The following is an 18,283-nucleotide window of genomic DNA, read 5'->3' as shown; positions in this document are numbered from 1 at the left end:
GTCAAGGGGAGACCCGGAAAACCGACCGACCCCCCGGGCACTCTCCGCTAATCTTTATCATTGACAATTCATCTTTGGAAAGGTTATTGCTAACCAAAAAGGTCCCTGATAACCGGTTTTCATCGACCTTCATCAAAAGGGGACCGGGAGAAAAACGATGGTTATAACCCGTGCGACTGAATATGCAATTCGGGCCGTCCTGTACATGGCTAAGCAGCCCAATGGAAAAACCGTTCTCAAAAAAGACATTTGCACGGCTCAGGGGATTACCCCTGCATTTCTGACCAAAATTCTGCAGCCTTTGATCCGCTGCGGCATTGTCGGCTCGCATCGGGGTGTCTGCGGGGGGTTTTTTCTGGCCCGCCCACCGGCCCAGATCACCCTGTTGGATATAGTGAATGCCGAGGAAGGTTTGCCCAATCTGAATGCCTGTCTCGAAGAGGACGGCATTTGTCCGCGGGATGAGCTATGCCCGGTTCATCGGGTGTGGAGGGACGCTCGCAGCGATCTGATGGAAAGACTGCAGCGTTACAGTTTTGCCGATCTGATCGAGCAGGAAGAGGAATGCTTGCGCAACCGCAAGCACCAGGACCTTGAATCGTAAGAATTCCTTTCTCAACCAATCGTGTCAGTTCGCCCTGAAGTCCAAGATCAGAATTTCCAGGGGCGTTCTTCTTGCGACACCATCAAGGATTGACAATTTTCCTCCCCTCCAGTAGAGTCGGCAGTCATACAACTGAATAGCACGTCTGTCTTTATCAAGAGTGGTGGAGGGAAAGGCCCGTCGAAGCCACAGCAACCGGCCCGCCCAATGGCGGGTGTCAGGTGCTAATTCCTGCTCCCGTCCTGCGGGAGAGAGATGAGGATGGAGCCGCAAGCGTTACTGCACGAGCAGCGATCCCACGGCCCCTTTCCTCATCGGAAGGGGCCGTTTTTATTGGATTGGAGTCGAGGCCGATCGATGGAAAATTCTGTTGGTGTCGTTGCCACCGAGTATGCGACTTTTGACGTCGAACTGCAGCTGGAAAGTGGTCGTCTGCTCGGCCCCCCGATCACGCTGGCTTACGAAACCTACGGGCGTCTGAATGCATCCCGTTCCAATGTCATCCTCGTCACCCATGCCTGGACCGGAGACGCCCACGCGGCCGGGAAAAACCATCGGGATGATCGAAAAACCGGCTGGTGGGACGACATGATCGGCCCCGGCAAAGTCCTTGATACCGACCTCTATTTCGTGATTTGCAGCAACGTCATCGGCTCCTGCCGCGGCTCGACCGGCCCCTCCAGCACAAATCCCCGCACCGGCCGCCCCTATAACCTTTCATTCCCGGTCGTCATGGTCCGCGATATGGTGCGGGCCCAAAAACTGCTCATCGACCACCTCGGCTTCCATTCCCTGCTGACGGTCATCGGCGGCAGCATGGGCGCCATGCAGGCCCTGGATTGGGGGGTACTCTATCCGGAAACGGTACGCTCCATCATCCCGATTGCCGGCACGGGCCGCACATCACCAATGGCCATCGCCCTCAATGCCCTGGCGCGCCAAGCCATCTTCAACGACCCGATGTGGAAGAAGGGGAACTACAAACCGGAGCACCCTCCCGCCGATGGCCTGGCGCTGGCCCGGGCATTGGGTCACATCTCGTTCCTTTCCGATGCCTCCATGCACCTCAAATTCGGCCGCCGGTTTTCGGTCAGGGACGGCATGTTCGACTTTTTCGGCCAATTCGAGGTGGAGCGATACCTGGAGTACAACGGCCGCAGCTTTATCGACCGGTTCGACACCAATGCTTTTCTCTACCTGGCAAAAGCGCTGGATCTGTACGATGTGGCCTGGAACTTTGAAAGCCGGGAAGAGGCCCTGAGCAGGATTGCCTGCCCGTCCCTCTGGTTCGCCTTCACTTCGGACTGGCTCTATCCCCCCTATCAGAGCGAGGAGTTGGTGGATATCCTGCGCCGATTGGGCAAGAATGTGGAATATCACCTGATCCACTCGGATTACGGCCACGATTCTTTCCTGGTCGAGCCGGAAAAATTTACGCACTACATCCGGGATTTTCTCATTCGCCTGGGCGAACAGCCAGATCTCCAATCTTCAGGTGGTGATCGATAAGATAGCGGGAAATGCTTCTTTTCGGTGGCAGTTTCGGCAAACGGTCGACCGGGAACCAGCGGGCATCCTCCAATTCCTGCAGATCTACCTGAAGATCCCCTCCTGAATATTCTGCCACAAAACCAGCCATGAGCTGACTTGGGAAGGGCCAGCACTGACTGCCGACATACTCCAGTCCGGCAACCCGGATGCCCGTCTCCTCCTCCACCTCCCGAACCGCTGCTTCTTCGAGGCATTCTCCAAATTCAACAAACCCTGATACCAGGCTGTATCGATCCCGGGGCCACTCGGCCTTGCGCACCAGCAACAACTCCCCTGGGCGTCGCACCAGAACAATAGCGCAGGGATGGATATGGGGAAAATGGGAATAGCCACACTCCCGGCACCGCTTGCCCCATTCCCGGGGCAGCCTTTCCATGCCCCCACCACAGATGGAACAGTAGCGACTGGTGCGTTCCCAATGAAGGATCTGGGCGGCCGTGCCCGCCAGAGTCAGTGGCTCGATGGGGATCAGGGAATGCCAGTCCGGCAGATTCTCGGCCCTCCAACCCGACGGCAGGGTCGGAATCCGGTCTATCTCCAAAAGACGGCAGGGCTTTCCTTGCCAGTGGCCCATGAAGAGCGGAGTGCCACCTGACCTGATCAATTCCCCCGGCAGGACACCGTTGGGGAGAGCTGCTTCCTGCAGAAGAAGTTCCGAACCACGCAGAACAATCCAGACTCCGTCCTCTCCCCCGGGATCGGCATCGGGAGGAGCCAGCTGGAAAAACTGCTGCAGGCAGGTGTGGTTGAAGGGGAGATGACAGGGACTAAGAAAAAAATCGGGTGAAGCGTTCATAGGCAACAGCCCTCACATGCGTTTGTCCGGAAAATCGGGCGCTCTCGGTATCGGTAGAATGATGTTTTCCCGATACCGGCCCGAAGAAGAAGCTGGGCGTTCTGCTTACTCAGCGCTTCCCTAGGGAGGAAAAACCAGCGTCAGCTCTCCGAAAATGGCCTGGAACGTCTGCGGCAGGCAGCCGTGGCTGTCGCCATCGATCTGGACGGGGATATCCGCCCCGGTCATGCGCACATGCCTGGTTTTGAAATGGAGCATCTCTTTCTTACCCGGCGGATAACCAAGCAGAATCCTGGCGACATTGACCAGCAACCGAAGTCTTCCGGGGCGGAGAAAAAGCCGGACATCCAGCAGGTCTTCGAGCAGCGATGCTCCATCGGTAATGGAGAATCGGCCGCCGTACAGACGTCCGTTGCCGATCAGCGCGGCGCAGGCCCGACAGCGGATCCCGTCGGAGAGCACTTCGAAGGGTTCCTTCGTCGGCCTCACCAGAGTCCGCAGACCACTGACGATATATGCCAGTTTCCCGATGCGACGCTTCAGCCTGAGGCTGACCGCTGCAACCACCTCGGCATCGAAGCCGATGCCGGCCATAAGGAGAAAACGGGTATCACCCGCAAGTCCGACAGAGACGGCGCGGGGAATGCCCTGCAGCACAAGATCGCAGGCCTTGTCGAGATCGAAAGGGATATTGACTTCGAGGGCGAAGACATTGGTGGTTCCCAGGGGGATGAAAGCCAGCGGAATGGTCGAGGGAGCCAGACCGTTGATCACCTCGTTGAGGGTACCGTCGCCTCCGGCGGCGACGATCCGGTCGAAGCCACTTTCCCGGGCCGCCTCCGCGGCACGCCGGGCATCACCCCTGCTGTCCGTCAAAACCAGCTTGACGGAGGCGCCCCGGGTTTCAAGCAGATCGACGGCTCTGGCAATTTTCAACCGGGCATTTCCGCCGGCAACAGGATTTGCAATCAGCAGAATTTTCATGATCTCCCTCTAGCGCCCCCCGTCCGGTGCCGAGATGAAGAATTTTTTTGAGGGAATCGGACCGGATGGTGGCCGAGGGACAATATGCCGTTTTCGATGAAAGCCTGCAAGGGCTTTCGCCGGACATTGCTTATTTTGAACGGATTCGTTGTCTCGGCAAAAAAAAACGCCCCAGGCTTCAATGGGGCGAAAAGGAAGGATGGCATTGGCTGGAGCCAGCCCGGAGGACAGGCTGGAGAGGACTTCGGTTACCAGGGAAGATGAATTTTTATACCCCAAGTAGGATTGAGATAGTCATCGGCTGCAAGAACGATGTTCAGGGGGCGCAGATTGGGCAAAGCCACCTGAACCCCGGCCACTGTTTCCGGTTCGCTGTAGGCGCGCTCCCTCAACAAGGGCGGCAGAAGCTCGTCGGCGATCGGAGTTTTGGGAGGCGGAGAAATCTTTTCCTCAGGTGCGTGGACGATCAGGGTAAATTCCGGCCTGGCTTTCACCGGGCGCCGAGCTATGCTGGAAACAGCCGCTGGCTTGAAAAGCGAAATCTGTTTGTTGGGCTTTTCCGCCATAGCCGTTCCGGAAAAAAGAACCAGCGTCCCAATAACCAGAATCCACTTTTTCATACGCCCACTCCTTTCAGCACCGCGACCTTTCAGCGGGTCAAGCCTTTTGTTTGGACTTCTTTCAAAAGAAATGCCATTTCCACAGCAAAGGCAAAAAAAATTTACAAACTCTTAAAAATTTCGAAAAATTAAATAGTTATGAATTCTTTCTGATCTTCAGCCGTCTCCTCATGAAAGAACCGACGTCCCGGGACCCGGGAACAGGGCCTGTTATTACACCACAGATTGTGGCATTTTTCGGCTCCACCCTGGTTTTTTTTGCAGGCATGGGTTTACAATTGAATCATGAAAAGGAAGGCCGCCAGGGGCGAAACCGGCAAAGAAAAGCAAGAGGAGGGCAGGCTGCTTGCCGTCGGAGACATCCACGGTCAGCTCAGCCTGTTGCGTGACCTGCTGCGGCAGGTGGATCCCGCTCAGGGGGACCAGTTGGTTTTTCTCGGAGATTATATTGACCGGGGCCCCGATTCGAAAGGGGTGATCAATTTCCTTCTGGAACTTCGGCAACAATTTCCTGGCATCGTTTTCCTCAAAGGCAATCACGAGGCCATGCTGCTCGACTACCTCGCCGGGCGTGACAGATTGCTCTATCTGCTCAATGGCGGCAGCAGAACGCTTGACTCATATACGTGCCAGGGGCAGATCCATTTTCCCGAGGAACACCTGCATTTCCTTCAGCATCTGCCCCTGTACCACGAAACCGACCAGTTTCTCTTCGTCCATGCCGGCCTGCGGCCGGGGATCGATCCCGCCGGTCAGGTCGAAGAGGATCTGCTCTGGATCCGGGAGGAATTCCTCGAATCGAACCATGACTGGGGCAAAACCGTCGTATTCGGGCACACCCCTCAAAAAAAACCGTTACTGAGCGGCAAAAGGATCGGCCTCGATACCGGTGCCGGCCATGGCCGCACCCTGACCTGCTGCGAGGTCCGTCAACGCCGTTGCTGGACGGCGTCCTGAAAGGCCGCTATCGACCTGCAGTCAAAACCGGGATCGACCTTTTTGGTGAAATCGAGATGAGTTCCAAATCTTTCGATTTCGATCCCGATCAGGGACGTTCCCGACGCAGCAGATCCCCTTCCTGAGCCCCCGGGGGCAGAACCACGATCGCCGTGGCATTGGGCTGCATGACCGGCAGCTCCCGGCCATCCTCGGCGAGCAGATTTTCGACCGCAAACCGCGCCTGCCGCATCCCGGGACCGATCAATTCCAAAGTCTCTCCGGGATAGAATCGATTGCGCCCCTGTACGATACCCCGGCCGTCCGGGAGGATGTCCAGCACCACCCCGACAAAATCGTGACTGCGACGATACAGGGAATCCCTTGCATGAATCTTCCCTCTCTCTCCAGGAAACAGAAAGCCGCTGTCATAGGGGCGATGGCTGACCTTTTCGAGTTCCTGCCGCCACTGAGGATCGAACCGATATCCCCGGGGATCGGAACAGTAGGCATCGAGAGCGGTTCGATATACCCGGGTGACCGCCGCCACATAATAGCGACTTTTCATCCTCCCCTCGATTTTCAGACTGTCGATGCCGGTCGCGATCAGATCCGGCAAATGTTCGACCAGACAGAGATCGCGGCTGTTCATGATGTAGCTGCCACGCTCGTCTTCCTCCAAAGGAAAATACTGCCCCGGACGGGTTTCCTCAACCAGTGCGTAGTTCCAGCGGCAGGGCTGAGCGCACAATCCCGCATTTGCACCTCGGCCAGCCAGAGCGGCCGACAGAAGGCAGCGGCCCGAATAGGCGACGCACATCGCTCCATGGACGAACACCTCGAGTTCTGCTTCGGTTTTTTCGCGGATGGCCTTGATTTCACCCAGAGACAGCTCCCGCGCCAGGTTCACCCGCCTGATCCCCGCCCGCCGCCAAAATTCCACCGCCCCGGCATTGGTCGTGTTGGCCTGGGTCGACAGATGAAGTTCCCGGCCGGGATCGACTTTTTGCGCGAGAGCAAGTACACCCGGGTCGGAGATGATATACGCATCCGGTCCGATAGCCCGCAATTCCTCGAGAAACCCTTCGATTTCACCCGTTTCCTGAGGATGCAGATAGGCATTGAGCGCCAGATAGAGGCGCTTGCCCTGCTGCTTCGTTATCTTTCTCGCGCGGACCAGTTCCCGCAGAGTAAAGTTGCCGGCCAGAGCCCGCAGACCGAAGCGGGGAAGACCCACGTAAACGGCATCCGCGCCATAGGCCAGGGCGGTTTCCAGCTTCTCCATATCCCCTGCCGGAACCAGCAGCTCGGGCTTTTTGAAGCTGTCCGGACTTTCAATCATCATGATTGTCTTCCCAAGGCTCGCATCTTGCATAAATGGTTGAATACGCAAAAATATGCGGGCAGGATAACACGGAACGGATTGCGATGGTAAGTTGAAGAATCCGCCAGCGTGATGGAAAAAGGCGGCGACCACCGACCAAATCAACGCCACGCACTGTTTCTCCCGCCGAGAATTGGATTCGGGTTGACAAGTGACTAAAAAGTTTATAATTTCCTGGCATGTTCGCGGGGCTTCATGCCCCCGGCCCGGTCGGCCTTTGGGAGAGGAGCAATGATGGTTTCAAAATTTCTGGGCGTCCTGCTGCCGGCCCTGGTTATCCTGAGCGGCTGCGCCATGCCGTCCCCGACCGTGGAGACCCCCAGCCTGCAAAGCGACCTCACCCAACTCAGGCAGAGTCAGCAGGACCTCAGCCGGAAAATGGTCCAACTGGAAAACAATCAGGTTCTTCTGGAAAACCGCCTGCAGGATCAGCAGCGCCTGACCGAGGATCTCCGAAGAATGGTGGAAACGCAAAAGGGCACTGGCGCCGGGCAAAAAGCCGGCTCCATTACTGCCGAAACAGGGCAGGCCGCCCCTGCCTCGCCCACAGCTCTCTACCTGCAGGCTTTCTCCGATTATGCCTCCGGCGACTATTCCCGGGCCGTACAGGGATTCAAAGCCTTTATAGAAAGTTACCCCGGCAACGACTACGCCGGCAACGCCCAGTATTGGCTTGGAGAATGTTATCTCGGGCTGGAGAACTACGAGCAGGCGGTTCAGGAACTTCAGAAGGTCGGGGAGCAATACCCTGAAAGCGGCAAAGCCCCTGATGCGCTCCTGAAAATGGTGCCCGCATTACGTAAGCTGAACCGTTTCGAACAGGCCCGAAAGGTCCTTGAAGATCTGATCAGACTCTACCCGCAGAGTCCGGCCGCCCAGAAGGCCATGGCCGGTCGTTGAGCGAATTTATCCGGGACCTTCCGGTAGCAAGGTGCTGATGGCCAACACAGCAGTTGGCAAATTTTTGGGCGACGCCTCAAAAAAAGAACTATTCACAATTTGTCATCAACAGGGGGACCTATGACCTTCATCAAAAAAGGGCTGCTTCTCTGCTGCCTGCTCCTGCTGCCCGCCTCGGCCGGGGCTGCGGAAAATCCTCGCATCTACACGATTCAGAAAGGGGATACGCTGTGGGGCATCTCCCAAAAATTCATCGAAGACCCTTATTACTGGCCAAATCTCTGGTCGCATAACCCCTTCGTCAGAAACCCCCATTTCATCTATCCGGGACAGAGAGTGGCCATCTACGAAGGTAAGCTGGTTTTTCTTCCGGCCGAGGGAGAGGCTGCTTTACCTTCTGAGGTTGGCGAGGAACCGGCCGCCCTGCCGCTGCCCGAACCAGAAGAACAGATCATCATCAAGACGACCGCAGCAGCAGAGGGATTCGTTACGGCGGATGAACTGGCCTCATCCGGTACATTGGTGGATGCCACCGATGCGCGGTTGCTGATGGCTGAAAACGATCTCGTATTCATTGAAATGAGGGCCCCGATGCAGCCCGGAGATTACTACAGCCTGGTTGAAGTCGGAGACCAGGTCCGGCATCCCATCAGCGGCAAAAACATCGGCAACAAGATCACCTATCTGGGACAGGTCCTGATCAGGGAGATCAAACCGCCTGTCGCCACGGCTGACATCGTTCATTCCGAAAAAGAGATCATGCGCGGCGCCCGGCTCATACCGAGCCTCGCCGTACAACAGTCGGTCGCCCTGAAGAAGGCTGCCGCTTCTTTGTCGGGCTACGTGATCGCCGGAAGCGATGAAAAGATCGCTTTGAGCCAGCATGACACCATCAACGTCGACCTCGGCTCCCGGGCGGGACTTGCAGAAGGCAATCTGCTGTACATTTCAAGGCCGAAAAAGGCCTCCGCATCGGCCATGAACGAGCACAAACTGCCATTGCCCGACTCCCTCATGGGCGCGGCTGTGGTCGTCAATGTCAAGCCCGATACGGCCAGTGCCCTCATTTTGAAATCCGTCGGCCCCATTTACACAGGAGACCGTGTCGTTACGGCCACTGAATAAACCGGGGCACGGGACTCCCCCTGTCCTGGACATCAACCTGAAACGGAAAAAAGGATTGGAAGCGCTTTCAATCCTTTTTTCCGTTCATCACCTCCTTGCATGCCATGACCCGTGAAGAACTGGCCTGGTTGCGCATTCATCTGACCAACGGCCTCGGCCGCACCGGCCTGATACGACTGATGGAAACCTTTGGTGGCCCCGAGGCCATACTCGCCGCTGAACCGGTGACCTGGATCGGAAAGGCCGGAATTCGCCCGGCCGTTGCTGCGGCACTCCCCCCCGAAAACGACCCCCGCTTCCTCCATTCGGTAGAGCGGCTTGACAGGATCGGCGCAAAAATAGTGACCTTGTGGGACGAAGGGAATTATCCGGCCGCGCTGCGAACGATCTATGACCCGCCCGCCCTGCTGTACCTGAGGGGAGAGATGCCCGGAGGGGAATGTTTTGCCGTGGTGGGGGCACGAAACGCCTCCAGCTGCGGACTTCAGTTGGCGTATGAAATCAGCGCGGAGCTCGCCGCCCGGGGCATTTTTATCGTCAGCGGGCTCGCCCGCGGGATCGACAGTGCCGCTCATCGAGGCGCCCTGAAACGAGGCCGGACGGTTGCGGTATTGGGTTGCGGCATCGATCAAATCTACCCCCTGGAAAACCGTCGGCTCACGAGTCAAATCATTGACAGCGGAGGTGTTCTTTCGGAGTATCCCCCGGGCACCCCCCCTCTCCCGGGGCATTTCCCCGGCCGCAACCGAATAATCAGCGGGCTTAGCAGAGGAGTCCTGGTGGTGGAAGCGGCGGCTAAAAGCGGCTCGCTTCTGACCGCAGACTTCGCCCTGGAACAGGGCCGGGAGGTCTTTGCCGTCCCCGGCCAGGTACACCTTGAAGGCAGCACAGGCGTCAACCGGCTGCTCAAGGAAGGGGCCCATCTCGTCACCGATGCCGAAGATATTCTGCTAGAGCTATGGCCCGATTCGTGCAAGCCCAACGATAGGAATAGTCAGGACCAGTTGGCCGCCAACCTGTCCGGAAAGACGCTGAGCGTCTATCTGGCCCTTGGTCCGGAGCCCCAGCACATCGACGAACTGGCCCGGAAATGCACCTTGACACCCATGGAGCTTTCCGCTATTTTACTGCACTTGGAGCTTGCAAACGGGGCTGTACAGCTGCCCGGCATGCGTTACATCCGTAAAAATTTTCCATGACTCGGAGACTTATGACCGGGAATCCTCTCAAAGAAAGGGTACTGGCAATCGTCAGCATTATCGCTCAGTACGTTATTGACGACCGACAGCTACCCTCGGACAGTGACATTGTTGAAGAGCTTCTGGCATCAGGCTTCGAAGCTGAAGAGATCGATGCCGCCTTTCACTGGATGGAAAGCCTCGCGCTGTATCGCACAGATCGACCCGCCAGACACCCCCTCACCATCCCCAGCCAACGCATTTTCACCCCTGAAGAGTGCTATGCCCTTTCTCTGGAAGCCCGGGGGTTCCTGGTACAATTGAGGCGTCTCGGTATTCTGGACGACGATACACAGGAAGAAATCATTCAGAGAGCCCTGCAGTCGGGTGACGAGGAAATGACGCTCAAGGATGCCAAAGTTCTGACCGCCCTCTCCCTGTTCGCCCGCTCTCACAGTGAGTGGCTGCGGGAGGTAGACTGCTTTATGGAAGACGACTGGGCGCGCATGTACCATTGAACCCCACGGGCTGCGGATTTTCGCAGCCTTTTTGATTGAAACCTCTGAATACGGTATGATCTTCAAGACATGCCGGTCGACCCCGCCGGTCTTGGCCGGCTGTTTCTGCTGCTTCGGGATTCCGGCCGGCATAACCGGAGGGATTCAAAAAGACTTATCGAGGCGTCAATGGCAAAATCACTGGTGATCGTCGAGTCACCCGCCAAAGCGAAAACCATTGAAAAATTTCTTGGCCCCGACTACAAAGTCCTGGCCTCCTACGGCCACGTGCGCGCCCTGCCCAGCAAGCAGGGCTCCGTGGATGTCGAAGCCGGATTTGAGCCGCTCTATCAGGTGCTTCCGGAGAGCAAAAAGCAGATATCCCTGCTGAAAAGCGAGGTCAAAAAGAGCGACGAACTGATTCTCGCCACGGACCCCGACCGCGAGGGGGAAGCCATCGCCTGGCATCTGCTGGAGGCTCTTGGACTTCGGGAGGATGGAAAAAAGCCGGAGATCAAGCGGGTCACCTTCCACGAAATCACCAAAGGGGCTGTTCAGGACGCAGTCGCTCACCCCGGCAGGATTTCCCGGGACCTGGTGGACGCCCAGCAGGCCCGCTCCATCCTTGATTATCTGGTCGGTTTCAACCTGTCACCCTTTCTCTGGAAAAAAATCCGTTACGGTCTTTCCGCAGGCCGGGTCCAATCGGTGGCCCTGCGCATGATTTGCGATCGGGAAAAGGAGATTCAGGCCTTTGTCCCGCAGGAATACTGGACCATAGAGGCCCTGTTGCAGCCTGAAAGCAAGGAGCCTTTCCGCGCCCGACTGCACGCCGTCGACGGCGAAGTCCTGAAAAAGTTCGACATTCCCGACCAGGCCGCGGCCGCCAAACTGGTCAAAGACCTCGAGGGCAAGGAATTCAGGGTCGCCAGCCTCAAACGCTCGGAAAAAAAGCGGCAACCGGCAGCTCCCTTCACCACCAGCACGCTGCAGCAGGAGGCCAGCCGCAAGCTCGGCTTTTCGGCGCGCAAGACGATGAGCCTCGCCCAGAAGCTTTACGAAGGGATCGACATCGGATCCGGCGCGGAAGGCCTCATCACCTACATGAGAACCGACTCCGTGGCTTTGTCCGAAGTGGCTCTCAACGAAGCAAGGGAGGTCATCAGGCGGGAGTACGGCGAAGACTATGCCCTGAAAAAGCCCCGGATCTTCAAGAACAAGTCCAAAAACGCCCAGGAGGCCCACGAAGCCATCCGCCCCACCTCGATCGCCCATATGCCCAACAGGGTCAAGGGTTATCTTACGTCCGACCAGTTCAGGCTCTATCAGTTGATCTGGACCCGAACCGTTGCCTCGCAGATGGCTCCGGCCATCCTCGATGCCACCAGCGTCGACATCGCCGCTGGCGAACGCTTCATGTTCCGCGCCAGCGGCCAGGTGATCCGATTCCCCGGCTTCATGAAACTCTACATCGAAAGCACAGACGATGCGGAGGAAAAGACCGAGGGCACACTGCCGGTGCTGAAGGAAGGGGAGAGCCTGGCCAATCGCGAACTGCTGCCCGAGCAGCATTTCACCCAGCCGCCGCCGCGCTTCACCGAAGCCAGCCTGGTCAAGACCCTAGAGGAATACGGCATCGGCCGACCTTCGACCTACGCCTCGATCATCAACACCCTTTTGACCAGGAAATACGTGCGTCTGGAGAAGCGGGCCTTTTATCCTGAAGATGTCGGAATGGTGGTGAGCGATCTCCTGGTCAATCATTTCGAGCGGTACGTCGACTATCACTTCACTGCCGAACTGGAAGAGGACCTCGATGCCATCTCCCGCGGCGAAACCCAATGGCGGCCGGTGCTGAAGGAATTCTGGGACCCTTTCATCAGTCTCCTGAAGCAGAAGGAAACCCAGATTTCCAAGCAGGACGTGACCACCGAGAAGACCGATCGGAGCTGTCCCGAGTGCGGCCAACCCCTCGTCATAAAACTTGGCCGCGCCGGCCGTTTTCTGGCCTGTTCCGGTTTTCCGGACTGTCGGTATACGGAACCTCTCAGTGGCGGAGTTCAGGAAGAACCGGTATTTTCCGACCAGAAATGCGACAAATGCGGCGAACCGATGCTGATCAAGGAAGGCCGCTACGGAAAATTTCTGGCCTGTTCCGGGTATCCGAAGTGCAAGAACATTCAGCCTCTGGTAAAGCCCAAATCCCTTGGCATCACCTGTCCGGAATGCGGCGAAGGGGAGTTGCAGGAAAAGAAAAGCCGTTATGGCAAAATCTTCTACTCCTGCAACCGGTATCCCAAATGCAAATTCGCACTGTGGGACATGCCGGTGGCCGAACCCTGTCCCAAGTGCAGTTTTCCTATAGTGGTGGAAAAGGTGACCAAGCGGGAGGGCACCTATCGCAAGTGCCCGCAGGAAGGCTGCGACTGGAAACAGATTCTGATTCCTCCGGAGACCAAAGGGGGCACCCAGAAAAGCGGTGCCCAAAAACCTGCCATTCAGAAATCGCCCGCCAAAAAACCGGCTGAAACCGGAAAGAAGGCCGGGAGCAGAGGTAAAAAATAGAAGTTCTAAAAAAATACCTTAACTTCAGGACTGCGACGACCGGGCCTATGTCCGGTCGTTTTTCTTTTTGCATAAAATCCATTACTTAAGGGAAGACGGATTTTCGAAAGCAAGCTTCTTCGGGGCCGGTATGGGGTCGAATGCCCGTTTTTTCGATGACGACCCCGACCCCGATAGAATTGAGGGGCTCAAGTGGATTACTCGAAATATAGCTTTATGACCCAGGAAAATCAGTCCCCCGAATTGATTGTCATCGGTGCCGGTCTGGCCGGGACGGAAGCCGCCTGGCAGGCAGCAGGGCGCGGAATTCCGGTCACCTTGTACGAAATGAAGCCGGAACGCTTTTCGCCCGCCCACCGATCCCCGGATCTGGCGGAACTGGTCTGTTCCAACAGTTTGCGGGGAGCGGGCCTGAACAACGCCGTCGGCTGTCTTAAGGAGGAACTGCGGCGCTGCGGTTCCCTTTTCATGACGGCCGCCGATGCTACGGCCGTCCCGGCGGGAGGCGCTCTGGCTGTGGACCGGGAAGCCTTTTCGGCCTTTATCACCCGCCACATCAGCCGGCATCCCCTGATCACCCTGCAGCGCAGGGAACTCGTCGAAATTCCGCCGCAGCGTCCGCTCATCATAGCCAGCGGACCTCTGACCAGCGAGGCCCTCGCCCGGGATGTTGCCAGGCTGACGGGGAGCGAACAGCTCTATTTCTATGATGCCATCGCCCCCATCGTTGAAGCGGATTCCATCGACTTTTCCACAGCCTGGCGGGCTTCACGCTATGGCAGGGGCGGTGACGACTATGTTAATTGCCCCTTGTCCCGGGAAGAATATTTCGCCTTCGTCGCCGAACTCAAAGCGGCGGAAAAAGTCCCGGGCCGAGATTTTGAAAAAGTCATTCATTTTGAAGGGTGCATGCCGATCGAGGAAATGGCCGCCCGGGGTGAAATGACCCTGGCATTCGGCCCAATGAAGCCTGTCGGACTGCCCGATCCCCGTACCGGCAAGGAACCCTTCGCCGTTGTCCAGCTGCGGCAGGACAATCTCCATGCCACTCTGTTCAACATGGTCGGTTTCCAGACCAAGTTGACCTATCCGGAGCAGCGCCGCATCCTGCGCACCATTCCGGGCCTGCAGCAGGCCCGCTTCGCCCGGCTGGGAAGCATGCACCGCAACACGTTTATCAATGCGCCTGCCGTGCTGGAACGGTCTCTTCAATTCAGGGACGACCCCCGACTCTTCTTCGCCGGACAGATTACCGGGGTGGAAGGGTACGTGGAATCTGCCGCCATCGGTTTTCTTGCGGGACTTTTTGCGGCCCTTCAACTGCGCAATCAGAACATTCCGCTGCCTCCGGCAACAACAGCTTTGGGCGCCCTGCTGACTCATCTGTCTGATTCGGAAGCAGAAGGTTTTCAGCCAATGAATGTCAATTATGGGCTCTTCCCGCCCCTGGATGGTCACCGGAGAAAACGGACCGAACGGCGTCTCGCCCTGGCCGAAAGGGCCCTCGAGGATCTGGAAGTCTGGCGCAAATCCTGCATAACTCTAAATATCGCTTGAATAAAATCGCCTTGGTTTTTTTCAAAATTGGTCTATAATATCCTTAGTTTTCAATATTTTTAATGATTTGATACGGTTTTGGCCGCCTTTCTGATAGACCAAAACTCCGGCAACCAGCATGACAGCACCGCCTCCAAATATTTCGGGCAACCCCGAAGAGGTTTTGGAAAACCTGCTGAAAGTCCCAGAACTGCAGAGCCTGGAACTGGCCCTGTACGACGACGAGGGGCATCTTCTGGCAATGCGCTGCGGGTCTCAGGCCGCCCTTTGCGGAGCCACTGGCAACCTTCTTTGCACTGAGGACTGCCCTCGGAAAAAAAACGGCAGACTGGCCATAGCCCTGGGCGACCCCTCTCCCGCTGTCGCTACCTGCCCCGGTGGTTTGTGGCACTATCTGCTGCCATGCCTGACCGAAAAGGGCAGTCTGCAGATCCTGGCCGTAGGCGGAGTGCGCAGCCATGATCTGAATCTTCCCTACCTGGAGGATCTGGCTTTACAAAAGGGCCTTTCCGCTTCATCCTTGCTTGAATTCTGGGAAAACATCCCACCGGTTTCCCAGCGGGACATTCTGGAAACCGGCCGCCTGCTTCGTCAGCATCTTATCGACTCTGCTCCTGCGTCGCAGCCGAACTCCTGGACATCCGAGTCCCTCACCCCCCTGACTGCCGGTCTGATCAAAGCCGCAGCCGAGACGGAATCCGGCCTCCCCCGGGCGCAGACTCCGGCCGCCATCCTCAATCTGCTCGCTGAGGCCCTGTCTCCCCACTTCTCTTCCGACCAGATAGCGCTCTTTCTGCCCAAAGCCGAAGGCCAACCCTCCAACTGGATCTTTCCGGAAGAAGCTGATGTGGAGACCTGCAACCTGACCGGTCGAAGATTTCCTCCGGGATTGCAGGAAAATAACACCACCTGCCTTCCCCTGCAGTTTCATAATGAACTGTTCGGTTGCCTGGTTTTGCAGGCCGTGCTCCCATCGACCTCCGATCGCCTGCTGCTTAAGATCATTGCCGACCGGGTTGCCGGCCGTCTCGAGCAACTGAAAACTGCGCGCTCCAACGATGGCAAAACCTCTTTCCCTGCCGAATATCTGCTGAACCGTTTGGAAGTTCTGGGAACCAACCGGGAATTGAGGGATCTGTGCAGGCAGATACTGGAGACGGCGGCTCAACTGGCCAAGGCGGAAAAGGGCTCCCTGATGCTGCTCGAAGGCAACAGCGGCAAGCTGCGAATCCTGGCCAGCATCGGCATGGATCGCTCCCTTGTGGAGGAATCGGCTTTGCGGGGAGAACAAAGCATTTCGGCCCTGGTGCTTAAAACCGGGCAGCCGCTGCTGATTAACGACCTGACCAAGGATCAGCGAATCAAGATCGTGCCCCGCCCGCGCTTTCGCACCAATTCCCTCCTGAGTCTGCCCCTTCGGGCTCACCAGGGAATGCTCGGGGTTCTCAACCTGGCGGACAAATGGGACAGCAGTTCTTTCAGTGAAGCGGATTTGAGCCTTCTTTCGACCTGGACCGGCTATTGCGCCCCCCTTATCGAGCGCCTCGCCAACAGCCGTCTTTCGGGCCAGGCGAGGGAAGAGGCCGCCATCGATCCTTTGACCGGTGTCTACAACCAGCCGATTCTGGAAAGACGGTTCAATGAAGAATCCAGCCGCTGCACCCGCTTCGGCCAGGATATGGTCCTTATGCTCGTTGCTCCCGACACCGAGTCCGGACAGTCCTCCGAAATCCAGGCAGCCCAAGAGAAAGCACTGGTCCGGGAGATGGGAGAACTGTTGCGAAAAATGGATATCGTCGGGCGTCTGGCATCCGGCGTCTTTGCCATTCTTTTGCCGGACACACCTCGTGAGGGTGCGGCGATTGTCGCTGAACGGCTGCGCCAGATCGTTGCCAGACAACATACAAAGCTGAAGATGACCGTCAGTTGCGGACTTGCGGTTTTCCCACGCCACGGTTCGACCTTCCCTGCCCTGGTCCGGTCGGCCGAAATGGCCCGACAGCAGGCCAGGAGCAACGGCGGCAATGCCATCCTCTTTATCGACCAGGTCAACAAGAACGACAAAATCATCTACATCTGAATAACGAGTTCACTCCACCTTCCAGATCTCCGGTAGAAATCTGCTGCCCGTTGCCTTTTTTTCCGGATCGATCAAACTGTTATCATGCACACGAACAACTCAGCTCCTGACAAAAACGAAATTCAACCACAAATCATCCTTGCCAGCGCTTCCCCCCGGCGGCGTGAACTGCTGGCATCCCTTGGACTACGGTTTGCCGTGATTCCCAGTGAGGTCTCCGAAGAGATCCTCCCCGGGGAAACGCCTCGCCGGCATGTCCTTCGGCTCAGCGAAGACAAGGCCCGAGAAGTGGCTTTGCGCCCGGCAGTCCCGGGGCGCTGGTTCATCGGCAGTGACACCATCGTGCTACGGGACGAAGTCATTCTCGGCAAGCCGGCCGATGCCTCCATGGCTGAAGAGATGCTGCTCTCCCTTTCAGGCCGTACCCATGAAGTGCTGTCAGGTTATGCTGTCTTTGATCGGAAGGAGGATCGGATAGTATCCGGAGCCGTGACAACAAGAGTCCGGTTCAAGGAGTTGACAGCCTCGGAGATCGCAGGGTACATTGCCACCGGCGAACCCTTTGGCAAGGCCGGGGCCTATGCCATTCAGGGCATAGGCGCATTCATGGTGCCGGCGATCGAGGGCAGCTACACCAATGTTGTCGGCCTGCCCCTGTGCGAGGTCGTCGAGGTCCTGGAAGGCCTCGGAGCTTTTCGTCTTTTCGAAGATTTTCGGGCTGGAAGAGACTAGATCCCATCGGGGTCGGTATCGAAAAAGTTCAACGACCCCGAGACCGATATCGATGAAGTGCATGACGTGATTCAAGGAATTGCCACCATGACTGTTCAGGAGAATCTCAGCCGCATTCGAGAGCAGATTGCCGAGGCCTGCCGACGGGCGGGACGCTCACCGGAATCGGTTCGCCTGGTGGCCGTGTCCAAAACCAAACCGGCATCCATGGTGGAGGAGGCGGCCGCAGCGGGTCAGAAACTGTTCGGCGAAAGTTACGCGCAGGAATTCGCCACCAAGGTTGAGGACGTGCACAGACCGGTGGAATGGCATTTCATCGGCGGACTGCAAACCAACAAAGTCAAGTACCTGGCGGGCAAGGTCGACCTGATTCACTCTGTCGACCGTCTGTCCCTGGCCGAAGAGATCGACAAACAATGGGCAAAGATCGACCAGGTGGTCGACATCCTCATCCAGCTCAATCTCGGCGAAGAGGAGACGAAGTCCGGCACTGACGAAACGGGGCTGGAAGAGCTATTGCGGCAGGCGGCCGCCCTGCCACACCTGCGCGTCCGCGGTTTGATGGCCCTGCCCCCCTGGCTGGACGATCCGGAAGAGGTTCGGCCCTACTTCCGACGGCTGCGGGAACTGGCGGAGAAAATGGCGGCTCTGAATATACCCGGCGTGGAGATGAAGGAGCTGTCGATGGGCATGAGCCACGATTTCGAAGTGGCCGTCGAGGAAGGGGCGACCCTGGTCAGGGTCGGTTCGGCCATTTTCGGCGAACGCGGCTGA

Annotated in this window: 16 protein-coding genes and 1 riboswitch; of the genes, 12 read left to right on the top strand and 4 right to left on the bottom strand. The window is 57.4% G+C overall.

Going from position 1 to position 18,283, the window contains the following annotated elements:
* Positions 1-157: 157 nt before the first annotated feature.
* Together R2940_17110 and R2940_17105 are read left to right on the top strand one after the other, a co-directional pair.
* Entirely contained in the window at positions 158-604 is a 447-nt protein-coding gene (locus tag R2940_17110; GenBank protein MEZ4601511.1) for an Rrf2 family transcriptional regulator, read from the top strand.
* Positions 605-752: 148 nt separating this feature from the next.
* Positions 753-866, top strand: a riboswitch (SAM riboswitch).
* Between the two features lie 95 nt (positions 867-961).
* The gene (locus tag R2940_17105) at positions 962-2,113 is read left to right on the top strand and encodes a homoserine O-acetyltransferase (GenBank protein MEZ4601510.1); all 1,152 of its coding nucleotides are present in this window, start codon (positions 962-964) and stop codon (positions 2,111-2,113) included.
* On the opposite strand, the gene nudC is transcribed toward R2940_17105, so the two are convergent.
* The 3 genes from nudC to R2940_17090 form a co-directional block, all read right to left on the bottom strand.
* Positions 2,061-2,951: an NAD(+) diphosphatase gene (gene nudC, locus R2940_17100; GenBank protein ID MEZ4601509.1), complete on the bottom strand. Its 891-nt coding sequence runs from the start codon at positions 2,949-2,951 to the stop codon at positions 2,061-2,063. The genes R2940_17105 and nudC overlap by 53 nt on opposite strands.
* Before the next feature lie 120 nt (positions 2,952-3,071).
* A complete protein-coding gene (locus tag R2940_17095; GenBank protein MEZ4601508.1) occupies positions 3,072-3,935 on the bottom strand; it encodes a diacylglycerol kinase family lipid kinase in 864 nt (287 codons plus the stop codon).
* A 248-nt stretch (positions 3,936-4,183) separates the two neighbouring features.
* On the bottom strand, positions 4,184-4,555 hold the full coding sequence (locus R2940_17090) for a hypothetical protein (protein MEZ4601507.1): 372 nt from the start codon (positions 4,553-4,555) through the stop codon (positions 4,184-4,186).
* A 285-nt stretch (positions 4,556-4,840) separates the two neighbouring features.
* Between R2940_17090 and R2940_17085 the strand changes: the two genes are divergently transcribed.
* Positions 4,841-5,512 (top strand): metallophosphoesterase family protein, encoded by a 672-nt coding sequence (locus R2940_17085; GenBank protein MEZ4601506.1) that lies wholly within the window; start codon positions 4,841-4,843, stop codon positions 5,510-5,512.
* Positions 5,513-5,600: 88 nt separating this feature from the next.
* Here the strand turns inward: R2940_17085 and R2940_17080 are convergent, their stop codons facing one another.
* Positions 5,601-6,836: a U32 family peptidase gene (locus tag R2940_17080; GenBank protein MEZ4601505.1), complete on the bottom strand. Its 1,236-nt coding sequence runs from the start codon at positions 6,834-6,836 to the stop codon at positions 5,601-5,603.
* 270 nt (positions 6,837-7,106) lie between these two features.
* Here R2940_17080 and ybgF point away from each other — a divergent pair, with 270 nt between their 5' ends.
* The 9 genes from ybgF to R2940_17035 all read left to right on the top strand — a co-directional run bounded on the left by ybgF (position 7,107) and on the right by R2940_17035 (position 18,283).
* Positions 7,107-7,775, top strand: a complete 669-nt coding sequence (gene ybgF / locus R2940_17075) for a tol-pal system protein YbgF (GenBank protein ID MEZ4601504.1) — start codon at positions 7,107-7,109, stop codon at positions 7,773-7,775.
* A gap of 120 nt (positions 7,776-7,895) precedes the next feature.
* Entirely contained in the window at positions 7,896-8,900 is a 1,005-nt protein-coding gene (locus tag R2940_17070; GenBank protein ID MEZ4601503.1) for a LysM domain-containing protein, read from the top strand.
* A 104-nt stretch (positions 8,901-9,004) separates the two neighbouring features.
* Complete coding sequence (gene dprA / locus R2940_17065) at positions 9,005-10,099, top strand: DNA-processing protein DprA (GenBank protein ID MEZ4601502.1); 1,095 nt, start codon at positions 9,005-9,007, stop codon at positions 10,097-10,099.
* A gap of 11 nt (positions 10,100-10,110) precedes the next feature.
* Complete coding sequence (locus tag R2940_17060; GenBank protein ID MEZ4601501.1) at positions 10,111-10,596, top strand: DUF494 domain-containing protein; 486 nt, start codon at positions 10,111-10,113, stop codon at positions 10,594-10,596.
* A 168-nt stretch (positions 10,597-10,764) separates the two neighbouring features.
* A complete protein-coding gene (topA, locus tag R2940_17055; protein ID MEZ4601500.1) occupies positions 10,765-13,140 on the top strand; it encodes a type I DNA topoisomerase in 2,376 nt (791 codons plus the stop codon).
* A gap of 216 nt (positions 13,141-13,356) precedes the next feature.
* A complete protein-coding gene (gene trmFO / locus R2940_17050; protein ID MEZ4601499.1) occupies positions 13,357-14,697 on the top strand; it encodes a methylenetetrahydrofolate--tRNA-(uracil(54)-C(5))-methyltransferase (FADH(2)-oxidizing) TrmFO in 1,341 nt (446 codons plus the stop codon).
* A gap of 163 nt (positions 14,698-14,860) precedes the next feature.
* Entirely contained in the window at positions 14,861-16,777 is a 1,917-nt protein-coding gene (locus R2940_17045; protein ID MEZ4601498.1) for a sensor domain-containing diguanylate cyclase, read from the top strand.
* An 84-nt stretch (positions 16,778-16,861) separates the two neighbouring features.
* Positions 16,862-17,509: a Maf family nucleotide pyrophosphatase gene (locus tag R2940_17040; protein MEZ4601497.1), complete on the top strand. Its 648-nt coding sequence runs from the start codon at positions 16,862-16,864 to the stop codon at positions 17,507-17,509.
* Between the two features lie 87 nt (positions 17,510-17,596).
* The gene (locus R2940_17035) at positions 17,597-18,283 is read left to right on the top strand and encodes a YggS family pyridoxal phosphate-dependent enzyme (protein ID MEZ4601496.1); all 687 of its coding nucleotides are present in this window, start codon (positions 17,597-17,599) and stop codon (positions 18,281-18,283) included.

This window comes from Syntrophotaleaceae bacterium (assembly GCA_041390365.1).
Taxonomy (GTDB): Bacteria; Desulfobacterota; Desulfuromonadia; order Desulfuromonadales; family Syntrophotaleaceae; genus JAWKQB01.
This window is presented reverse-complemented; position numbering and strand designations above follow the sequence as displayed.